At 25.5% G+C, this 20,069-nt stretch carries 17 protein-coding genes, 2 tRNA genes and 1 pseudogene; 9 read left to right on the top strand and 11 right to left on the bottom strand.

Annotated features, from left to right (window positions below):
• Window positions 1–10 precede the first annotated feature (10 nt).
• On the bottom strand, window positions 11–1,855 hold the full coding sequence (locus tag CP965_RS07985; RefSeq protein ID WP_129061571.1) for a 7TM diverse intracellular signaling domain-containing protein: 1,845 nt from the start codon (window positions 1,853–1,855) through the stop codon (window positions 11–13).
• Window positions 1,856–2,030: 175 nt separating this feature from the next.
• Here CP965_RS07985 and CP965_RS07980 point away from each other — a divergent pair.
• A tRNA-Gln gene (locus CP965_RS07980) sits at window positions 2,031–2,105 on the top strand.
• Between the two features lie 12 nt (window positions 2,106–2,117).
• Window positions 2,118–2,194, top strand: a tRNA-Met gene (locus tag CP965_RS07975).
• A 3-nt stretch (window positions 2,195–2,197) separates the two neighbouring features.
• Here the strand turns inward: CP965_RS07975 and CP965_RS07970 are convergent.
• The 5 genes and pseudogenes from CP965_RS07970 to CP965_RS07950 form a co-directional block, all read right to left on the bottom strand.
• Window positions 2,198–3,475 carry a Y-family DNA polymerase gene (locus CP965_RS07970; protein ID WP_129061570.1) on the bottom strand — a complete coding sequence of 426 codons (1,278 nt, stop codon included), beginning with the start codon at window positions 3,473–3,475 and terminating at the stop codon, window positions 2,198–2,200.
• 42 nt (window positions 3,476–3,517) lie between these two features.
• Window positions 3,518–3,853, bottom strand: a complete 336-nt coding sequence (locus CP965_RS07965) for a YraN family protein (protein ID WP_129061569.1) — start codon at window positions 3,851–3,853, stop codon at window positions 3,518–3,520.
• A 6-nt stretch (window positions 3,854–3,859) separates the two neighbouring features.
• Window positions 3,860–4,060, bottom strand: coding sequence for a sulfur carrier protein ThiS (gene thiS, locus CP965_RS07960; protein ID WP_129061568.1), 201 nt, complete (start codon window positions 4,058–4,060; stop codon window positions 3,860–3,862).
• 92 nt (window positions 4,061–4,152) lie between these two features.
• A pseudogene (locus CP965_RS07955) lies at window positions 4,153–6,099 on the bottom strand (methyl-accepting chemotaxis protein); the annotation flags it as partial.
• Window positions 6,100–6,316: 217 nt separating this feature from the next.
• Window positions 6,317–7,300: an SAM-dependent methyltransferase gene (locus tag CP965_RS07950; RefSeq protein WP_228712694.1), complete on the bottom strand. Its 984-nt coding sequence runs from the start codon at window positions 7,298–7,300 to the stop codon at window positions 6,317–6,319.
• Window positions 7,301–7,448: 148 nt separating this feature from the next.
• Between CP965_RS07950 and pyk the strand changes: the two genes are divergently transcribed.
• Window positions 7,449–8,900, top strand: a complete 1,452-nt coding sequence (gene pyk, locus CP965_RS07945; protein WP_129061565.1) for a pyruvate kinase — start codon at window positions 7,449–7,451, stop codon at window positions 8,898–8,900.
• A gap of 31 nt (window positions 8,901–8,931) precedes the next feature.
• Here the strand turns inward: pyk and CP965_RS07940 are convergent, their stop codons facing one another.
• From CP965_RS07940 to CP965_RS07930, 3 genes are all read right to left on the bottom strand, one after another.
• On the bottom strand, window positions 8,932–10,113 hold the full coding sequence (locus tag CP965_RS07940; RefSeq protein WP_129061564.1) for a TolC family protein: 1,182 nt from the start codon (window positions 10,111–10,113) through the stop codon (window positions 8,932–8,934).
• Window positions 10,091–11,275 carry an aspartate aminotransferase family protein gene (locus CP965_RS07935; protein ID WP_129061563.1) on the bottom strand — a complete coding sequence of 395 codons (1,185 nt, stop codon included), beginning with the start codon at window positions 11,273–11,275 and terminating at the stop codon, window positions 10,091–10,093. The genes CP965_RS07940 and CP965_RS07935 overlap by 23 nt, the downstream gene beginning before the upstream one ends.
• Window positions 11,276–11,336: 61 nt before the next feature.
• Entirely contained in the window at window positions 11,337–13,631 is a 2,295-nt protein-coding gene (locus tag CP965_RS07930) for a fatty acid cis/trans isomerase (RefSeq protein ID WP_129061562.1), read from the bottom strand.
• Window positions 13,632–13,725: 94 nt separating this feature from the next.
• Here CP965_RS07930 and CP965_RS07925 point away from each other — a divergent pair, with 94 nt between their 5' ends.
• The 5 genes from CP965_RS07925 to CP965_RS07905 all read left to right on the top strand — a co-directional run bounded on the left by CP965_RS07925 (window position 13,726) and on the right by CP965_RS07905 (window position 17,999).
• On the top strand, window positions 13,726–14,601 hold the full coding sequence (locus tag CP965_RS07925; protein ID WP_129061561.1) for an aspartate carbamoyltransferase catalytic subunit: 876 nt from the start codon (window positions 13,726–13,728) through the stop codon (window positions 14,599–14,601).
• A gap of 1 nt (window position 14,602) precedes the next feature.
• Window positions 14,603–15,556, top strand: coding sequence for an aminodeoxychorismate synthase component I (locus CP965_RS07920; protein ID WP_129061560.1), 954 nt, complete (start codon window positions 14,603–14,605; stop codon window positions 15,554–15,556).
• Between the two features lie 96 nt (window positions 15,557–15,652).
• Window positions 15,653–16,696, top strand: a complete 1,044-nt coding sequence (locus CP965_RS07915) for a Cj0069 family protein (RefSeq protein ID WP_129061559.1) — start codon at window positions 15,653–15,655, stop codon at window positions 16,694–16,696.
• A gap of 65 nt (window positions 16,697–16,761) precedes the next feature.
• Window positions 16,762–17,328: a cysteine hydrolase family protein gene (locus CP965_RS07910; protein WP_129061558.1), complete on the top strand. Its 567-nt coding sequence runs from the start codon at window positions 16,762–16,764 to the stop codon at window positions 17,326–17,328.
• The gene (locus CP965_RS07905) at window positions 17,325–17,999 is read left to right on the top strand and encodes a response regulator transcription factor (protein WP_129061557.1); all 675 of its coding nucleotides are present in this window, start codon (window positions 17,325–17,327) and stop codon (window positions 17,997–17,999) included. Before CP965_RS07910 ends, CP965_RS07905 begins: the two co-directional genes overlap by 4 nt.
• On the opposite strand, the gene CP965_RS07900 is transcribed toward CP965_RS07905, so the two are convergent.
• Complete coding sequence (locus CP965_RS07900) at window positions 17,996–18,766, bottom strand: alpha/beta hydrolase family protein (protein ID WP_129061556.1); 771 nt, start codon at window positions 18,764–18,766, stop codon at window positions 17,996–17,998. The two genes, CP965_RS07905 and CP965_RS07900, sit on opposite strands and share 4 nt — an antisense overlap.
• Window positions 18,767–18,871: 105 nt before the next feature.
• Between CP965_RS07900 and CP965_RS07895 the strand changes: the two genes are divergently transcribed.
• Complete coding sequence (locus CP965_RS07895; RefSeq protein ID WP_164971007.1) at window positions 18,872–19,435, top strand: aminotransferase class IV family protein; 564 nt, start codon at window positions 18,872–18,874, stop codon at window positions 19,433–19,435.
• On the opposite strand, the gene CP965_RS07890 is transcribed toward CP965_RS07895, so the two are convergent.
• Window positions 19,417–20,058, bottom strand: coding sequence for a transglutaminase-like cysteine peptidase (locus CP965_RS07890; protein WP_129061554.1), 642 nt, complete (start codon window positions 20,056–20,058; stop codon window positions 19,417–19,419). The two genes, CP965_RS07895 and CP965_RS07890, sit on opposite strands and share 19 nt — an antisense overlap.
• Between the last annotated feature and the right edge of the window lie 11 nt (window positions 20,059–20,069).

Raw genomic sequence — 20,069 nt, 5'->3', positions numbered from 1 at the left:
AAAATAATTTCTATTCTTTATCCTCCCAAATTATTTTAGAAAATACCCCTTTTGTAGTATCTATGAAAATATTTCCTTTTAGCTGTTTTCTTGCTAAGGTATCAACAAGTGTAAGCCCTAAAGAATCATGAACTTTTTCTTTGTTATATCCTATTCCATTATCTTTTACTATAAGAGTAATTAAATTGTTTTTCTTTGTAAGAGTAATAGATATCTTTCCTATAAGATTAGGAAATGCATATTTAAAAGAGTTTGTTAATAGTTCATTTAATATTAAACCACAATAAATAGCTTGTTCCATTCTTAGGTTTGTTTTTATATCTATTTTTATATCTACATCTTTTTTATAACTTTCTTTCACTTCTTCAATTAAAACTTCAAAATACGCATAAGTATTTATATGTGAGATATTATCTTGTTTATATAAGAGTTCATGTAAGTGACTCATTGCATTAATTCTATTTTGAATAGTAAGTAAAATATCATTTAACTTCTCATTTTTTACTTCATCATTTTGAAGACGTATTAGTGAAACTATAGTTTGCATATTGTTTTTTACTCTATGATTAAGCTCTTTTAACAGAAGCTCTTTTTCTACTAATGTTTCTTTTAAATCTTTTGTTCTTTTGTTTACTTCTTTACTTAATCTTTTTGTTTCACTTTCTTGATGTTTTAATAATCTTTGATTTGCTTCATTTTTTTGTTTTTGTAACTTATTAATTTTATTAGCTAAAGCAATTGAAAAAATTATAGCCTCTAAAACAAAAGAAGTTTCAACAAAATATGGAAAATATTGATAAATATTAAATACTCCAGCACTTGATAGGAACATTGCTAAGCCAGATAGTAAGAAAATAGACCAACCAAAAAGAATAAAGTAAGCTTGTGTATTCTTTTTTAATGCAGCATATATTGTAAGGGACATTAAATATACAAGTAAAAGCATAGTTAATATATTTCTATATTTATCATATGAATTAGTAAGTAAGAAAAAGATTATAGATAAAATAAGTATTAGAATATAAATATTTAAAAATCTATTATTTTTTGGGTATTGTTTTGTATGTAAGAATTCTTTTGTAAAAAAAGCTAAAGCTAAAATAGGAATAGCAACAATTACAGAAGCAAAAATAAATACATTTTTTATTAGATAACTTTCTAAAATGTAAGTTGTAGCTAATCCTACATATAAAGAGTGATGAATAATTATTCCAATAATATAAAGAACATAATATAAGTAACTTACATCTTTTGTAAAAAAATATATAAATAAATTGTATATGGCTAATATTAGCATTGCTCCAAAAAATAGACATAAAATAGCTTGATGTTTTAATTCTTTACTTAAAAAGTTTGAATTCTCCCATAAATTAATTTTTACTATTAGTGGAGTTATTTCTGATTTAGCTTTTATATAATAGGTCTTCTTGCTAAATGGTTCTAGTACTATTTGAAATGTTGAATTAATTGTATTAGTATTTTTATCTTTAAAAAATAAACCTTTTTGTATCTTTCTATAATTATTGTCAGGCGAATAAAACTCTATGTGAGTGGTTAATGGGTTATCATATTCTAATATTTTTAAAATTTTTTTTTCAGTTTCATTTTTTAGTGTGAATTTTATCCATACATTAAAAGCAGGTGAATACCCAAATCCTACCATTTTTTTATCATTATTTCTAAAGTTTATGTTCTCTTTTTTAATATCTAATATTGAAAGATTTTGGGTAGAATCAATATATATTTGTGAAAATCTTAAAAGATCTATTTTTTCTATTTCTGAATAAATAGGTAATGTTTTTGAGAATAAAGGATTAAAAAGTAAAAGAACTAATATTAATAATTTTATATGCATATAGTCAAAGTCCTATTTTTTTCTAATTATACAGAATATTGATTAGTATATTTATAAAAAATAAGTAAAATATTATGAAAAGATTGAATTTCATTTTTACCTATAAAAATTATATTGTTTTAAGTTTTATCTGTTACAATTTCACTCTTAAAGATATTTCAACAGTATTACTATTTGGGGTATCGCCAAGCGGTAAGGCACTGGTTTTTGGTACCAGCATTCGCAGGTTCGAATCCTGCTATCCCATCCATTTATCGATTAGCGCGGAATAGAGCAGTCCGGTAGCTCGTCGGGCTCATAACCCGAAGGTCGTTGGTTCAAATCCAGCTTCCGCAACCAATTTCAAATAGTTTTTTTTATCTCTGAAGCACTTTTTATTATGTCTACCCCATATTTCTGTCTAAGTATTTGGATTTTATTACTAAGTTCTCTTTTTTTTATGTCTGATTCATATTCAAAAATATTATAAGTATACTCATTTGGATTTGAAAAATTATAAACTGTTAGATTTAATTGAATTATCCCATGATTATGGTGCGTATCATTTTTTTTAAATAAATTTATCATACTTTTTTTAAAGTCTTCTTCATTAAATATTCTATTTACATTTATAAAGTCTTTAGCTTTTAAATTTGATTCATATTTGATTTTTATAGCATAAGAAAGAGGGTTTTTATCAGTTTTTTTTACAATAAAACATAAATATCTACTTAATATTAGAACTCTTCTTTCAAGTTCTTGTCTATCATAAATAGCATCAAAACTTCTACCTATACCAATAGATTTTTTATCCCTTTGAAGGTTTAATTTATTATCTTCTATTCCACAGACTCTATTATAAAGTTCAATACCAGGCTTTTTCCAAGAGTAAAATAGTTCTTTTTTATTCTCAATATTACCTAAAGTTTTTATTCCATAACCTTTTAATCTTTCATGAAATTTTTTTCCAATACCTGGAAATTCTTCAATAGGAATATTTTTTATATAGTTTTTTATATCTTCTTTTTTTACAAGTTTTATCCCATCTGGTTTAGCATGCTCAGTTATTAATTTTGAAAGGTATTTTGATGAAGCTATTCCTATTGAGATAGGTAAATCAAGTTCTTCTTTGATTTTTTTCTTTAAATTAAATGCAAACTCTTCAATCTCTTCTTCTTTTATATAGCCACTTAAATCCCCAAAGAATTCATCAATAGAGTATTGTTCAACTAAAGGGATTTCTTTTTTTAATAAATCAGAGAGTTTCTTTGAAAGTTCATGATATAAAGGGTAGTTTGGAGCAATCATTTTTAAGTTTGGGCATAACTTTAAAGCTTCGTTTACACTCATTGCTGTTTTTATTCCGTAAGCTCTAGCTTCATAAGATGCTGTAGTGATGATTCCTCTTATTCTTCCGTTTTCATCTACAAAGTATTCTTTAAAACTTTTTTCGCCTTCATTTGTTAGAATTGTGCTAACAAAAGCTCCACCATTTTCACTTATATGTCTAAGCTCTTTTTTACTAGAAAATATATTTAGATTACTTCGTCCTCCTACGGCAGTAGGAATATTTTCTAAACTTTTATCAATAGTTCTGTGGGCTGATACAAAGAAACAGTCTAAATCTAGGTGTAAAAACATAAAATAATTATAGCAAAATATATTTCATTTTGCAATAGTATTTCAAATGGTAATATTAGAAATTAAATCAATATCATTATCTACAATAATTATCACATCAATACAATATGAAATATCAAGTTTTTTTATTTGAAGATAGTATTCAATACTTCTTTTTAATTTAGAGAGTTTACTTGGAGTAATATTATTTATAGCTGTTTCATAATCAAGGGCAGATTTTACTTCAATGAAGTGATAGATATTATTCTTTTTAGCAATAATATCTATTTCTCCAAGTTTTTTTGCAAAGAAATTTGTTTCTATAATATAAAAATCATAGTCTTCTAAATATTTACAAGCTTTTTGTTCTGCTAGTTTCCCTTTTTCTTTAGAAGACATCTTATATCAACCTCCACCAACAAACTGAAGAAGTTCTAATTTATCATTCTCTTTTGGTTGATAACTATTCCATTGCTCTTTTTTTACAATTTCCATATTTACAGCAGCAGCCATTACTTTTTCTTCTATTTTTAGTTTATCTATAATTGTTTGTAGTGTAGAGTTTGCATCAAAAGTTTTTTCTTCACCATTTACAATAAGATTCATTTTATATCCTTATTTTTAATTTTTAGTTTAACAGTTTATTTTCATAATAATCAAATGAAAAATAGTTACACTTTTATTTTAAGAATAGAAAACTAAAAAGTTTCCCATTCATCATCATTTTCTGTATTATTAGCTTTAATAACTTCTACTTTTTTTTCTTTATTTTCTTTTTTTAAAACTGAAGTTTCTTTTTCTTTTTTTATAGTTGTTGTTTTTTCATGTTTTTTTATTTTGACACTATTTTTATTTAGAAACTCTGATTTATTAGCTTCTTGTACAATATTTATTGCCATTTGTGAGGTCTGATTTGCAATGTCACTTGTGTTACTTGCAATATGTGCATTTTCTTGAGTAGCTTTATCTAATTGTGCAACTGCATCATTTATTTGAGCAATTCCTGTACTTTGTTCCTTAGATGCTGTTGTAATATCAACGATTAAAGTATTTGTTTCTTGAACTTTAGTATTAATAGTTTGATAACCTTCTATCATTTTTTGAGAAATTTCTTTACCACTATTTGCTTTTAATGTAGCATTTTCAACAATAGTTTTTATCTCTTTTGCTGCGTCTGCACTTCTATTTGCTAGGTTTCTAACCTCTTGTGCTACAACTGCAAAACCTTTTCCAGCTTCTCCTGCTGTTGCTGCTTCTACTGCTGCATTTAATGAAAGAATATTTGTTTGGAATGCTATTTGGTCTATTACTGTAATAGCTTCAGCAATTAACTGTGTTTGTGAGTTTATATCTTCCATTGCTGAGGTTGTTTGTCCTGCTAATTCTTGTCCTGTTTTTACAGAATTACTTAATTCTTGAGTATAATTTGCCATTTGAGCTATATTTTCTGAAGTATTTGTAATTGTACCAGTAATTTCTTCTAGTGCAGCAGCTGTTTCTTCTAAAGAAGCTGCTTGTTCATTAGAACTAACACTTAATTGTTCTACATTATTTCTAAGAGTTTCTGCATTTTCATTCATAGTGTTACCATTTTGTAAACTATCAAGTAACATTTTATTGATTATCTCACATAATTCATTTAAAGTTTTTGCAACTTCACCTTTAGGTGTTTGAATTTTTTCTCTAAAATCTCTATTTTTAAAACTAACTAATACCTTATTTAGTTCATTAATATCATTATGAACATTTCTCTCCATAATTTCAAGCATTTCATTAAAGATTATTTGTAGCTCTTTTAGTGCTTCATTTTGAGTTGTTTTAGTGATTTTTTTATCAAGATATCCTGCTTTTACTTCTGCAACTACTCTTTTTACATCATCAATTAATACAGAGTCTTCTTCAATCAAAGTTTGTGTTTTTTTGATATTTTGATTTACTTCTTTTGACATTGTACCAATCTCATCTTTACTACTATCATCAAGTAAGTCTATATTATTTTGTTCTTTATTAAGATATTTGAAAAAACTTAATAGTCCATTTTGGAATTTTTCAAGAGGATCAAAAATACTTTTCTTTGCAATTACAAGCATAACAAAGGCTAAAATAATCATAATTATAAAAATAATTATAATATTTGTAATCATAGTTTCAAATATTTCTTCTTCAGTTGAAGACTTCATTTCATTTATTGAAGTTGTAATATTATCTACATAAGCTCCAGTTCCAATTATCCAATCCCACGGTTCAAATTTAATTACATATGAGAATTTTGGCTGCGGTTTTTCAAATCCGGGTTTAGGCCATACATATCTTACTAAGCCTTCATTATCTCCATCAGAAGTAGCTTTAATCATTTCTTTAAAAACATAAACACCATTTGGGTCTTTATTTTCTGATAAATCAGTACCATTTAATGCTGGTTTAATAGCATGCATTATCATATTTGGATGAGAATCATTTATCCAATAATAACCATCTTTCCCATATCTAATCGCTTCAATTGCTTTTACTGCTGCTTGTTTATACTCTAATGTATTTTCTGGATTTTCTTGGGCTCTCTTGTAGAAGGCTTCTACTGTTTTATATGCAATTTGCACATAACTTTTAAGTTCTTCTTCTTTTGCTTTAAAAGCTTGCTGCTCAAACTCATTTGTTATTTTATCTGAGGTTTTATATAAAGCTATATTTGATTCAATTAAGATTATTACAGAAACAATTACAATTGAACTTATAACTATTAGTAGTAATTTAGCTTTTATGGATAGATTTTTCATTATTTTCCTTTTGCTAAGAAGTTTAATGTAAAATTATACATAAAAGTTAATGTAAAGAACTTTATCAAAATATTATTTTTATTAAATGTCATTTTTTGATATATAAACTTTTGAATCTATCTCCCATTCCAGTAGGCTCGATAAGCATCTTTACTTTTTGTAACTCTCTTAAATAATTATTTTCAGAACTATTATCTTTAAGTATTTCTAATAGATTTATAATCCCAAATTCAATTAAAGTATTCATTTGAGTATTGTATTGAATATCTTCTATTTTATTATTTTTAAATAAATCTATTAAATGAGTAAAAAATACGTCATAAGTAAGGTCAGAATTTTTAAAATAATTTTCTAATCTAATGTTTGTTTCAAAGATTGGTAAAACTTTATGCTTTGAATAAATTCTTGCGGAAAAATCATTTCTAGGAAAGTTATCCCCATAATCAAAACTAAGAAAATGAAAATGTGATATATTTTTACAAAGAGTATCTATAAAGTTTTTATATTCTAAACATACTTCCCCTTTTGTAATATTATATTTCCTACAATGATTTATAATATCTAAATCTATACACTTTTTAAAAGATATTTGATTGTTTTTTACAAAGGCTTGTTTTAATTCAGAGTTTTCTGTAAAAACTAAATCACAAGGAAATGCATCAAAAATCTCATTTGCTATAATAAAAGCATTTTCTAATTTTAAATCTTCGATATTATTATAATGTTTAAAATTTATTGCATCTGCAAAACATTCTTTTAAATATTTTTTTTGTACTTCTTTAAGGTTTTCAAATCTTTCCACAATAGCAAAATTTAAACTTTCTAAAAGTTTAGGTTTTAAAGTATAAATAAATTGAATAATATCAGCTAAAAGATATCCGTGGTGAGCACCAATTTCTACTATTGTTGTATTTTTGGGTAAATTACTCTTTTCTATTTCATCAACAATCTTTTTAGCAATACTTCCCCCAAAAAAACTGGAAGTTGAGACAGAAGTAAAAAAGTCACCTTCTTTTCCTATAGTTTTATAATTACTATAATAAGCATCTTTATCATAAAGCCAATTGTTCATATATTGGCTAAAAAGTATATTTTGATTCATTTTTGAAGTTTATCTAAAAAAAATTAATATTAAATATATAGTTTCTGTAACTACAATGTAAATGATTTTTGATATAATATCAGCTAATCAAAATTATAAAATATAAAGGAGTAGCCCAATGGAAAAAAGAACTAAAATTTTAGCAACATTAGGGCCAGCGAGTAATAGTGTTGAAATGATAGAAGGTTTAATAAAAGCAGGAGCAAATATGTTCAGGCTGAATTTTTCTCATGGTGATCATGAATATCATTCAACTACTTTAAAAAATATTAGAAAAGCAATGAATAATCTTAATACTACAATTGCAGTTTTACAAGATATTTCTGGACCAAAAGTAAGAATAGGGGAATTGGAAGAACCTTTTAAACTTTTTAAAGGTGATGAAATAACTTTTATAAAAAATGATATTGTAGGATATAAAGAAGCTGATAAAAAATATGTAGTATCAATTAATTATCCTGACTTACTAGACAAGGTAAAAGAAGGAGAATATATTTACTTATATGATGGAACAATTAGAGCAAAAGTAATAGAAACTGGTGAAGAGATAAAAGCAGTTATCGAGAATCAGGGTACTTTAGGTTCTAAAAAAGGAATAAACTTCCCTAATACAGTAATAGATATAGATGTTATTACTGAAAAAGATAAAGCAGATATAAAATGGGGAGTTGAAAATAAAGTAGACTACTTTGCTATTTCTTTTGTTCAAAATAAAAATGATATTGAAAATGCAAGAAAACTTTTAGGTAATTATAAGGGAAGAATTATTGCAAAAATTGAAAAGTTTGATGCTGTACAAAATATTGATGAAATTATAGAAGTAAGTGATGGAATAATGGTTGCAAGAGGTGATCTTGGAATTGAAGTCCCATATTATGAAGTTCCAACTATTCAAAAAAGATTAATAAAAAAAGCAAACCAAGCTTGTATTCCTGTAATTACTGCAACACAAATGTTACTTTCAATGACTGAAAATGAAAGAGCGACAAGAGCAGAAATTTCTGATGTTGCAAATGCAGTTTTAGATGGAACAGATGCTGTAATGCTTAGTGAAGAAAGTGCAGTAGGGATTGACCCTATAAATACTGTTGATACTATGGCACATATTATTAGAGAAACAGAGGAAATTTATCCTTTTGATAAGCATGACAAATTAGCTTATCATGATAAATTTGATGTTATTCAAGCAACTGCAACAAAGCTTGCAGATGATTTAAATGCAACTGGAATTATTGCTTTAACAAGTTCTGGTAAATCAGCAATGAAAATTTCAAGATATAGACCAAGAACACCAATTTATATCTTTACTCATAAAAGAAGAGTTTTAAATCCTCTTTGTGCAAATTGGGGTGTTCAACCAATTGCAAAAATAAAAGAAGCACAAGCTTCTAAGATGATTCATTCAATGCTTAAGCATTTAGAAGCAAAAGAGTTATTAAATAAAGATGGTATTTATATTGCAACAATTGGTTATCCAGTAGGACAACCAGGAAGTACAAATACTATTAAAATATTAACTCCATCAGAGATGGAATATTATTTAAATTTACCTACAATGAAAAAGAAGTAGAATAAAATATTATGGCAAAAGCCATAATATTTTAAATAACTTTTGCATATATTTCTAAAAGTTCAACTTGCTTTTCAAGTTCGTAAATTTTTACTTCTATTGATTTTATTTTTTGTGAATTAGCAAGGGTATCAACATCACTTTGAGTTTTTAATTGAGCATTTTTTTCTTCAATAATAATTTTTAATAAAGATTCATATAATTCAAAATCTTCTTTTGCAATTTTCTTTTTTCTTTCTAGCATATTGATTTTCGATATTTTTGTTTTATAAAAATTTTGTTCTTCTATGATTGTTGTATTTAAATTTAGTTTTGCTTTTAAGTACTCTATTCTTTGTGATTCAATATCATTGAAAGTTCTTACATCTAAAGGCATAGAAACAGATAAACCATAAGTTTTTGAATTTTCATCTAAAGAGTAGTTATTGTCTGTATCATGATAATGTGTATAGTCTAAATTAACATTTAAACTTGGGAGATATTGAGAAATAGTCATATCTTTTAGATAATCTTTTTGATTTATATCTGCTTTTGCTTTAGCTAATTCTAAAGAGTTGTCTAAAAAAGTTTCTTTATTTGTTAAACTAAGTGTTGGTAGTGTAAATCTTTTATATTCTTTATTTGATAAGTTATTAAAACTATTTTCTAATTCTTCTTTTTGATAATAAAGATCTGCTAATGAGTTTTTTATAGTATTTGCATCTAATATGGCATTATCTAAATAAGAAGTATCTAAAAAACCATTTAAAACTTGTTCTTTTTTTCTTTGAATATCAATGTTTGCATTTTTTAAAAGTAATTCATTTTTTTTAATATTTAAATCTAAAATATGCAGGTTAAATAAAATAGTAGTAGCTTGTTTTATAAGCTCTTTTCTTTGTGTTTCAATATCTAAACTGTTATATTTAAAATTTGCATTTGCATATTTTATAGCACTATAAATTCCTCCACTTTTAAAAATAGGTTGGTTTATAGAAATTATACTTTTAGCTGTATCATAAGTATCTGTATAGTTTTTTGAATAGCTAAAAGTGATTGGATTAATCCAATCTTTTTTTAACTTTGAGCTATTTTCTTCATTTTGTTTTTTATTAAAGTCAATGATATTTAATCTATCTTCAGAAAGAATATTTTCATCAACTTCATTTGCATTTAAAAAAGTAGTGAATAAAAGGAAAATAAAAAAATTTTTATTTAATTTTTGTAAGTGCATTTTCTAACCTCTTAAATCCTTCCTCAATCTCTTTTTTTGATATAGTTAATGGTGGTAAAAGTCTTAAAGTGTTTCTTCCTGCTTTTAAAACTAAAACACCTTCTTCAAAACATTTTGAAATAAGTGCTGTAAGAGTTTCATTGTCTTTTATTCTAAAACCTTTCATAAGTCCAATCCCAACTTTTTGAGTTAGTATTTCAGGGAATTTATTTTGAATTTCATTTAGTTTTTTATCAAAATAAATAATTATTTCATCAAGCTCCCCACTATTTTTATATGAGTCTAAAAGTTCTAATACCTTATTTGCTGCAGCACAACTTAAATAATTACCACCAAAAGTTGAACCATGGTCCCCTGGTTGAAAAATATCTTTGTGTTTTGTAATAACTGCACCAATAGGAACTCCTCCTCCTAAACCTTTTGCCATTGTAATAACATCTGGTTCAATTTCATAAAGATTTGAAGCTAAAAATTCACCTGTTCTATAAGCACCAGTTTGAACTTCATCAATTATTAATAAAATACCTGCTTCTTTTAAGAATTTTGCTAGTTCTTGAATATCTTTTTTTTCAAAAGGTTGTACTCCACCTTCTCCTTGAACAAGTTCTATCATAACAGCAACAGTTTCATCATCAATAGAGTTATAAATATCATCAATTCTTGCATCATATTTAAATCCATCAGGATATGGTGAAAAATTTGGACTATGCATAGAGCTTTGTCCCGTAGCTTTAACTGTTGTTATTGTTCTTCCATGAAAAGAGTGTTCTAAAGTAATTACTTTATATCTTTTTTTGTTGAATTTTGTTTCTCCATACTTTCTTGCAATTTTTATTGCACCTTCATTTGCTTCTGCTCCTGAGTTAGAGAAAAATGTTGCAACATCCATTTCTGAAAGTTGTGCAATTTTTTCAGCAAGTTTTGCTTGTGGTTCAATTGCATAAAGATTTGAAATATGAGTAATATTACTAACTTGTTTATATATTGCATCTGCAACTTCTTTATTTCCATGACCTACTGAAACTACTCCTATACCTGAAGTAAAGTCTATATAGTCTTTGTCTTTCTCATCAAAAAGTGTTGCGTTTATACCTTTTTTAAAGTTTACATAATTTCTTGCATATGTATGAAGTACATACTGTTTATCTAATTGTTCTACCATTTTTTTTCCTAAAATAATCTATAATATTTGAAAAAGATTATATCTAATAGTATATTTAATTTTAGTCATTTATAGCTTTATCATAATAACGATTTAAATCAAATAATCCAAATTGAAGTTTATTTTGTTTTTTAAATTGATTTGTAAACCAGTCATAATCTTCCCAAAAATCTGGATTTGCTCTATTTATTATAAATTTTGAAAGTTTTTTCTTTTGTTTTTTAGAATCTTGATAATCATAAATTAGATTGAAAAATTCATTTAAATCATCTTGTTTGACTTTTATAAAAATATTGGGATAAGAACCAACAAAACCTTCTATAAAATTAATTCTATCTTTTTTAGGGTTTAATCTAGAATCTTCATTAAACATTAATGCCACATTATCATGCCATCTATTTATAACCATAGAGTAAACTAGATTTTCATTATTGTTTAATTCAATTTTAATATAGGCTAGATTCGTTTTATCATCTGTATGATATTGAATAAATCTTGAGTTATTTGGTAAAGTCAACATTTTTAAGCTAGTTTCAATCTCTTCTTTTGTTTTGTACTTTCGTAAGATTTTTGTATTTTTATAGTCCTTTTCAATAAAGTTTATTTTATCTTTTTTAATATTTAGCTCTTTAAATAGTTTATCTATAAACTCATCTTTATAATCTTCTGTTGAATATTCAATGTTTGGTTCATTATTTGAAGGTATATAAAGGGCAAAGTGTTTAGCTAACCAACCTTTATACCAAGAATTAAAATACTCTCTTCGTGAATTTTTTGGTAAAAATTCTAAGAAGTTTGTTTCCCCTTCAATTCTTAGTCTATCCATATGCTTTCTTACTAAAAACTGATGGGAAGTACTTCCAAAAATATCAAAACCAGCAACTAGAGAATAATATAATCTTTCAAGTAAAGGAAAGTCAATAAGCCATAAAGTTTTTGGAGTATTCCCTAAAGCTCCTTTATGAACGGAAGCTGAATCAAAATGTCTATAAATAGTTAGTATAGAATCATTTTTTTCTTTATTTCCTTTCCAAATATTTTCTAAAGAAAGACCATCTTTATAATACTTTTTATAGATTTTATTTTTATTATTAAAATATATTTCAGCTTGTTGATAGTTTTTAATAATAGTAAAAGTCTCCAATAAATCAGGATTTTCTCCGTACTTATTTGGAATAGACAAGTTTTTAAGATTTTTATTTAAATAAGAAGAATCTTTTACTGCAAGGTCTGAATTTGGATCCATAAACATAACCCAGAAATGATCATTTATTACATTTAATGCAATTTGCCCTTTACAAACAGGTCCTCTAATATAATTCATAATGAAATAGTGGATATCATCAAGAAGAAACTCATATCTACTCTTTGCTGGAATTTGTTTAAAAGTCTTTAAAGCATTTGCAGATATTTTTGTATCAAAAGGGGGCATATATGGTTTTTCTACCCAAGGAATATTTATAAATAATTCTTTATATCTATTTAGCTTAAAGTCGTTTAACTCATAAATCATATGAGTTTTATGCACAATAGTGGATTTGATTTTTCTAATTCTGTAAAAAAAATCCTCTTCTATTTTTTCGTAAGGGAATCTAGTAGGAATAATTTCTATTTTACCAGTTTTAGTTTTTGACCTTACTATTTCAAAAAAGTTATTACTATTTTTATCAAAATATAAATGTGCAAGGAAAATATGTTCATAAATATATCTTGCTGTAACTTGGTATTTTATCTCTTGTTTATTAAAAAAGTTTTCAAACTTCTCTATTTGATTTTTTTCAAAATCTGAAATCAAATGTTTCTCATCAGAAGTTTGAGTTTTCTTTTTTAACCATTTTTCAAGAACTTTATGTTCATCTTCGCTTAAGGCTGGAAATCCATAAGGCATACCTTTATGGGGGTTGTCTTTTAGATAATCTTTTAACTCTTTTTCATTTTTCACACAACTTAAGTCATCTGTTTCAGGAGAATATTTACCTATATTAGTTGGTTTCTTTTGTTTTTGATTTAAAAATTCTAACATTATAGAATTATTTGAATCTTCAAAATGTTTATTTACCGAGAAAAACTCTTTTTCTCTCCAATGTTCTTCTCTAGATGCATCTACAAATAGTCTAGTAGGTTCTGCTGCTGTTAATCTATTTTCATAAATATCTTTTTTATTTGCACCTCTAATAAGACCTTCAAAAGATGATAGTTTTAATTGACAAGGTGAGTTATAACAAGAGTGACAGGTTACACATCTATTATCTAAAATAGGTTTAACATCTTTAGTATATGAAATCTTATCACTTGCAAAAATAAGACTTTTAAAACTAAAAATAAGAAGGGAAAAGAAGAGTAAAAAAATATACATTAAGATTCCTAAGGTTTGATTGAGGCTATTATACATAAATTTAAATTTTTAAACTCCTTTTTGATAAAATCCAAACTAAAATTAAAGGGAAAAAATGCAGCATTTAATTCGAACAGCAGATTTTACAAAAGAAGAAATTCTTGAACTTTTTGATGATGCTAGAATGTTTTTAGATATGGAAAGTAACGAAGTTTTAAAAGGTAAAATTATCGTTAATCTATTTTTTGAAGATTCTACTAGAACAAGAAGTGCTTTTGAAATGGCAGCAAAAAGATTAGGAGCACAAGTTATTTCTTTAGATGTAGGAAGAAGTTCAAGAAGTAAAGGTGAGACTATCTTTGATACAATTGCAAATATAAATGCTATGAGTCCAGATGCAATTACTATTAGACACAGTGAATGTGGATTACCAGGAAGTTTGATAGAACATGTAAATTGTCCTATTATAAATGCAGGAGATGGAAAACATGCGCATCCCACGCAAGCACTTTTAGACCTCTTTACAATGTATGAACATTTTGATGGAGATTTAGAAGGTAAGAAAGTAGCTATTATTGGAGATGTAAAATCATCAAGAGTTGCTGGTTCAAATAGAAGACTTCTTCCTAGATTTGGTATGGAAGTTTGTTTTGTTGCTCCTGATTGTTTTAAATATGAAAGTAATGAATTTAAACAATATGATAAAATTTCTGATGTAATTGATGAGGTTGATGTAATCATGAGTTTAAGAACTCAACTTGAAAGACACAATGAAGTATATTTTCAATCTTTAAATGACTATGCAAAAGATTATTGTATTACAAAAGAAGTGTTTGGAGATAGAAATATTCTTTTACTTCATCCAGGTCCAGTAAATAGAAATATTGATATTTCTGATGAAATGCTAAGTGATCCACGAAATAAGATTTTAGAACAAGTAAAAAATGGTGTTGCAGTAAGAATGGCAATACTTAAAAAACTAATCAAATAAATTGAATAAAAACTTACAAGAAATATTAAATTATTATGGCTCTTTAAAAGAGCCATTTCTTTTTATAATTTCTTATGACTTAACAGAATTTTATGTGAAACCTTTAAAAGAACTTCCAGAAGATATAAAATATGAAATAAAAGAGAAAGTCTCTTCAAAGATAGATAAAAAAGAAGAACTTACAAAATATCCAATCTCTTTTAAGGAATATAAAAAAGCTTTTGATTCTTTACAAAAACATATTAAAAGTGGAAATTCATATATTTTAAATCTTACTTTTAAAACGCAAGTTGAGACAAAATATAATTTAAATGAAATTTATGAAAAAGCAAATGCAAAATATAAACTAAAGTTTTTTGAAGAATTTGTTTGCTTTTCCCCTGAAAAATTTATTGAAATAAAAAAGAATAAAATTTCTACTTATCCAATGAAGGGAACAATTGATAGTAAAATAGAAAATGCAAGTGCCAAGATTTTAGGAAATACAAAAGAAATGGCTGAGCATACTATGGTTGTAGATTTATTAAGAAATGATTTGGGAATTATGGCTAATAAAATTACAGTAGAAAAGTTTAGATATCTTGATAAAATAAATGCAGGAGATAAGAAACTTTTACAAGTAAGTTCCAAAATATCAGGGCATCTTGAAAAAAATTGGAATGAAAAAATAGGTGATATTTTAATTTCACTTCTACCAGCTGGGTCAATTACTGGAACACCTAAAAAGAAAACTGTAGAAATATTAAAAGAGAATGAAACTTACGATAGAGGTTATTACACTGGAGTTTTTGGAGTTTTTGATGGAAGTTCTTTAAATAGTGCTGTAATGATAAGATTTTTAGAAAAACAAAAAGATGGAAAACTTTTTTATAAAAGCGGTGGTGGAATAACCTGTGATTCAAATCTAGAAGAAGAATATAAAGAACTACTTGATAAAGTTTATCTACCTTTTTAAATTACAAATAGATTACAAAAACAGAAAAATATATTATTTGTAACCAAAAAGTATATTTTCTTTACTACAATCCTAAAAAATTTTTTAGGAGATGAAATGAAAAATAAAATTTTCATTATAGAGTATCAAAAAGGAAGTGATAAAGGTTTTGATGGTTTTAGACCTGATACTAAACCAATTTTAGATGCTATTGAAGATTTAACTGATTATCAAACAGAAATTGTTTTTTATAAACCAAATAGAAAGTATGAATTATTAGACTATTTAAAAGAAAGAGCTGTTGCAGTAATAAGTAGAATTAATCCAGGAAATTTAAAAGAAGTCGATGAATATTTTCAGTTTTTAAAAGCTTTAGGAAATAGTGGAGTTGAGGTTCATACTCATCCAGATGTTATGATAAATCTTGATTTTAAAGATATCTTAGCAAAATTAAAAGATACAAGACTAGGTGATGATGAAACATATTTTTATCATACATATACAGACTTTGTGAGAAAATTTCCAAAAGATTTGAAAAAGCATGGAATTAGAGTTTTAAAAACAAATTATGGCTCAACAGGTGAGGGTGTTTATTTAGTTTCTTTAAAAGATGATGGTTCTATTTATTCTGTAGAAGCTGTAAACAATGATAAGTTTTACTATGATAATATGAATGAATTCTTAGAAAAATTTGAAGTTAAATTTGAAGAAGAATCAGAAAATGCTGCATATTTTAAAGGAAAAACTGGTTTTGTAGGCTGTAGATATCTTGAAAGAATCAGTGAAGGAGAAGTAAGAGTTCTTCTTGTAAATGATAAACCAATCTCAGTAGTTCATAAAAAGCCTCAAGAAGGTGAGTTTTCAGCAACACTTTTTTCTGGTGCAAAATATAAATATGAATCTCCAGATGAACCTAAATGGAAAGATGTTATTGATCTTACAATGAAAGGTTTAAAAGATATAAAACCTTTTTTAAATGGACAAAATTATCCTTTATTATGGACTATGGATTATATTATGGATTATGATGATAAAAAAAGAGATACCTATATTTTATCAGAAATAAATTGTTCTTGTGTTGGTATTACTACAGAATTACAATATGCAAAAGAAGTTGCAAAAGTATTTGTAAAAAAAGATAAAAAATCTAATAAAAAGTAGGTTATCCTACTTTTTTGCTTCTATATTCTTTTATAATTCTTTTAATAAATTATAAAAGGATAAATATGAAAAGTACAGCTTTACTTCTAATAGATTTTCAAAATGATTATTTTGAAACTTTTAAAGATTCAAAATTTCCATTAAACAATAGTGAAGGGGCTTCTTTAAAGGCTTCAAAAATTTTAGAAAAGTTTAGAGATAAATCTATAGATATAATTCATATAAAACATGAAAACCCAAAAGTTGATGCACCTTTTTTCCAAGTAGGTTCAAATGGAGCAAATATACATAAAAATGTAGAACCTCTAGAAAGTGAACTTGTGATAACAAAAAATTATCCAAATTCATTTTTACAAACCAATTTAAAAAATTATTTGGATGAAAAAAATATTGATTCTGTAGTTATTGTGGGAGCAATGACTCATATGTGTGTAGATGCAACCCTAAGAGCTGCAAAAGATTTTGGATATAATTGTACAGTTATAAGTGATGCTTGTGCAACAAAAGACTTAGAGTTTGATGGGAAAATAGTTTCCTCTTTTGATGTTCACAAAAGTTTTATGGCTGCTTTTGAATTTGCTTATGCAAAAGTAGAAAGCACTAATGAATTTTTAAAAGGTTTTGATACTTGAAATTAAATAATTTACTTGTTTTATATGTTTATGATAAAGAATCTTCAAAAAATGAAGTTTTACCTCTTTTAGAAGAAAAGTTAAAAAAAGTATTTACAGCAAATAGTTTAAAACAAGCCCAAAGTTGTTATAGGAAATATTCACCTTGTATTATTGTTCTTGATGATTCTTTTTTAGATAATACTATGGTGAAGTTTCTTCAAGAAATTAGACAAAGTGATATAAAAACAGCATTCTTAGTTTTAAGTAATAATAAAGCAAATGAATATCTTTATGCATTAATGGAACTTTATATTACAAAATATATTTTGAAACCATTTAAAATCGAACACTTACTTTTAGGTTTAAACAAGTGTCTTGAAGTTATTGAAAGTAGAATTTACAGTAATGTAAATTTAGGAAATGGTATTTTGTTTAATTTTCAAACCCAAAGCCTTACAAAAGATGGGAAAGTTTTTGTATTAAATAAAAAAGAATCCATTTTAGTAAATCTTTTTATACAAAACCCAAATAGAGTAATAACTTATGAGGAGTTGGAATATCATATTTGGGATAATGAGTGTACCACAGCAGCTTTAAAATCTTTAATTAGAGATTTTAGAAAAAAAACTTATAAAACAATTCTTAAAAATTATTCAGGAATTGGATATAAATTAAATCTCCAAAATTAGCTTTTCCTCCAAAGTCTTAAAAAGCTTATAATATCATCTTTTACATAGCCATTTTGAGTTATATCATGTTTAGTTTGAGCTAAGATTACGACTTTAGCATTCTTATATTTCTTTAAAGCCTTAGTACAGTGTCCTTCCACTTTATAATCTTTGCTAGCTTCTGATTTTTTACTAAAAAACTCATCATTTGTTCCAATAATATTTAAAATTGGATCACTTTTTTTAGCTCCAATTTTAAAATCTTTTGAATAATATCCATTCTCGCAAGAATAAGCTGTAATAATTCTAGCTTTAAATTCTTTCCCTTTATATGCAGCAGCTGCTAAACCACCTTCTGAATTTCCCATTAAAAAGATATTGTTTTTATCAATAAAATCAAAGTTTTTTATTTTATTTATATTAAATACTATTTCAGCTTGTCTTAGTTTATGTACTTTCTCATAAGCAGATATTTTATCAGGAGTTTTATATGTAGGTCTGTTATCTATTTTTAAAGAGTTTGGGCAAATAAAAATAAAACCTTGTTCCACAATCCATTTTCTATAAACTGTACCTTTATTTAATCCACTTGAACCATGTATAAATAAAACTAAAGGAAATTTCTTATTAGTATGATTTTTCTCTTTTAGTAGTTTTTTTATTTTATAATACTGTCCATAATAAGGTTTTTCTAAGCCCATAAAGCCTTTTGGTAAACCTATATAAGAGTATTTAAAGGTATCTTCAAAATTATCATATTTATTAAATTCTTTTTTTATTTTTTTCAAAATTTTTTATCCTGATTTTTTGAAATTATACCAAAAGCAAAAAAAGAAAGGATAAATTAAATATTTATTTTGATATTATTAGAAAAATAGGAATAAATAGACAATATGGAATACTTTGAAACTATAAAATGCTTTGATACTGAAGTTTATAATCTCTCTTTTCATGAAAAAAGAGTTACAAATACAATAGGTTTAAATCTAAATTTACAGGAGTATATTTATCCCCCTTCAAGTAGACTTTATCGATGTAAATTAATTTATAATGAATCAGAAGTTTTAGATGTACAGTATTTTGAATATACTAAAAAAAAGATAAACAGTTTTAAAATAGTTTTTGATGATAAAATAGAGTATTCTAAAAAGTATTTAGATAGAAGTAATTTAGATACTTTATCTTTGAAAAAAGAAGATAAAGATGAGATTATAATTATAAAAAATGGTCTAGTTTCAGATACTTCAATTGCAAATATTGCAATATTTGATGGAACAAATTGGCTTACTCCTAAAATACCTTTGTTAAAAGGAACAACAAGGGCAAGACTTTTAAAAGAAGGTGAAATCATAGAAAAAGATATTGATTTAAATATGTTGAAATTTTCTAGAAAAATAGCTCTTATGAATGCAATGATAGGTTTTGATATTTTAGAAGATTATTCATTCTTTTCATAAACTCTATTTAAAAGTTTTTCCCATTTATTTTCTTTTCCCCAGTTTATTTTTGCTTTTTTATAAATCTTTTTATTTTTTAATATGAAAGCTTCTTTTTCATTAAATATAACTTCTGGGATTAAATCTTTTCTTTTATCAAAAGGAAGAACTTTAAAACTGAGATTATCTAATATTAAAGGTATAGAGTTTTTATTTTCAAGATAAGATAAAACCATATGGTAATTTGTTTTGCCTTTTACTTTTACAATAGTTAAAAATAGTTTTTCTTTCTTAATACCAATCTCTAAAAGTGTAAAATATTTTGCAATAGCATAATCTTCACAATCACCTTTACCTTCAATCATAAACTCTTTTGGAGTAGCCCAATAATCATCACTTAAATATTTCTGTGAATCTTGTATTGGAAGAATTTTATTATAAAAAGTATTTACATAATTAAGTTTTTTTTCTATTGAAAAATCTTTTATATTCTTTTTTAATTCTATATATTTTTTAAGCCTCAAATAAATAGCATTTCTAGAGTGATGCTCCTCAATTTTTTTTATATCAGTTTTTGAAAGCTTTATACTATTTGCTTCTAAGTTAATAATTGTTATTAGAATAAGTAAAATTATTTGTTTCATAAGATATAATA

This window comes from Halarcobacter mediterraneus (genome assembly GCF_004116625.1).
GTDB lineage: Bacteria > Campylobacterota > Campylobacteria > Campylobacterales > Arcobacteraceae > Halarcobacter > Halarcobacter mediterraneus.
This window is presented reverse-complemented; position numbering and strand designations above follow the sequence as displayed.

Excerpts from the sequence above, each read along its gene's own strand:
- CP965_RS07985 (WP_129061571.1), bottom strand. The coding sequence starts at position 1,855 with ATGCATATAAAATTATTAATATTAGTTCTTTTACTTTTTAATCCTTTA.
- CP965_RS07970 (WP_129061570.1), bottom strand. The coding sequence starts at position 3,475 with ATGTTTTTACACCTAGATTTAGACTGTTTCTTTGTATCAGCCCACAGA.
- CP965_RS07965 (WP_129061569.1), bottom strand. The coding sequence starts at position 3,853 with ATGTCTTCTAAAGAAAAAGGGAAACTAGCAGAACAAAAAGCTTGTAAA.
- thiS (WP_129061568.1), bottom strand. The coding sequence starts at position 4,060 with ATGAATCTTATTGTAAATGGTGAAGAAAAAACTTTTGATGCAAACTCT.
- CP965_RS07950 (WP_228712694.1), bottom strand. The coding sequence starts at position 7,300 with ATGAACAATTGGCTTTATGATAAAGATGCTTATTATAGTAATTATAAA.
- pyk (WP_129061565.1), top strand. The coding sequence starts at position 7,449 with ATGGAAAAAAGAACTAAAATTTTAGCAACATTAGGGCCAGCGAGTAAT.
- CP965_RS07940 (WP_129061564.1), bottom strand. The coding sequence starts at position 10,113 with ATGCACTTACAAAAATTAAATAAAAATTTTTTTATTTTCCTTTTATTC.
- CP965_RS07935 (WP_129061563.1), bottom strand. The coding sequence starts at position 11,275 with ATGGTAGAACAATTAGATAAACAGTATGTACTTCATACATATGCAAGA.
- CP965_RS07930 (WP_129061562.1), bottom strand. The coding sequence starts at position 13,631 with ATGTATATTTTTTTACTCTTCTTTTCCCTTCTTATTTTTAGTTTTAAA.
- CP965_RS07925 (WP_129061561.1), top strand. The coding sequence starts at position 13,726 with ATGCAGCATTTAATTCGAACAGCAGATTTTACAAAAGAAGAAATTCTT.
- CP965_RS07915 (WP_129061559.1), top strand. The coding sequence starts at position 15,653 with ATGAAAAATAAAATTTTCATTATAGAGTATCAAAAAGGAAGTGATAAA.
- CP965_RS07910 (WP_129061558.1), top strand. The coding sequence starts at position 16,762 with ATGAAAAGTACAGCTTTACTTCTAATAGATTTTCAAAATGATTATTTT.
- CP965_RS07895 (WP_164971007.1), top strand. The coding sequence starts at position 18,872 with ATGGAATACTTTGAAACTATAAAATGCTTTGATACTGAAGTTTATAAT.
- CP965_RS07890 (WP_129061554.1), bottom strand. The coding sequence starts at position 20,058 with ATGAAACAAATAATTTTACTTATTCTAATAACAATTATTAACTTAGAA.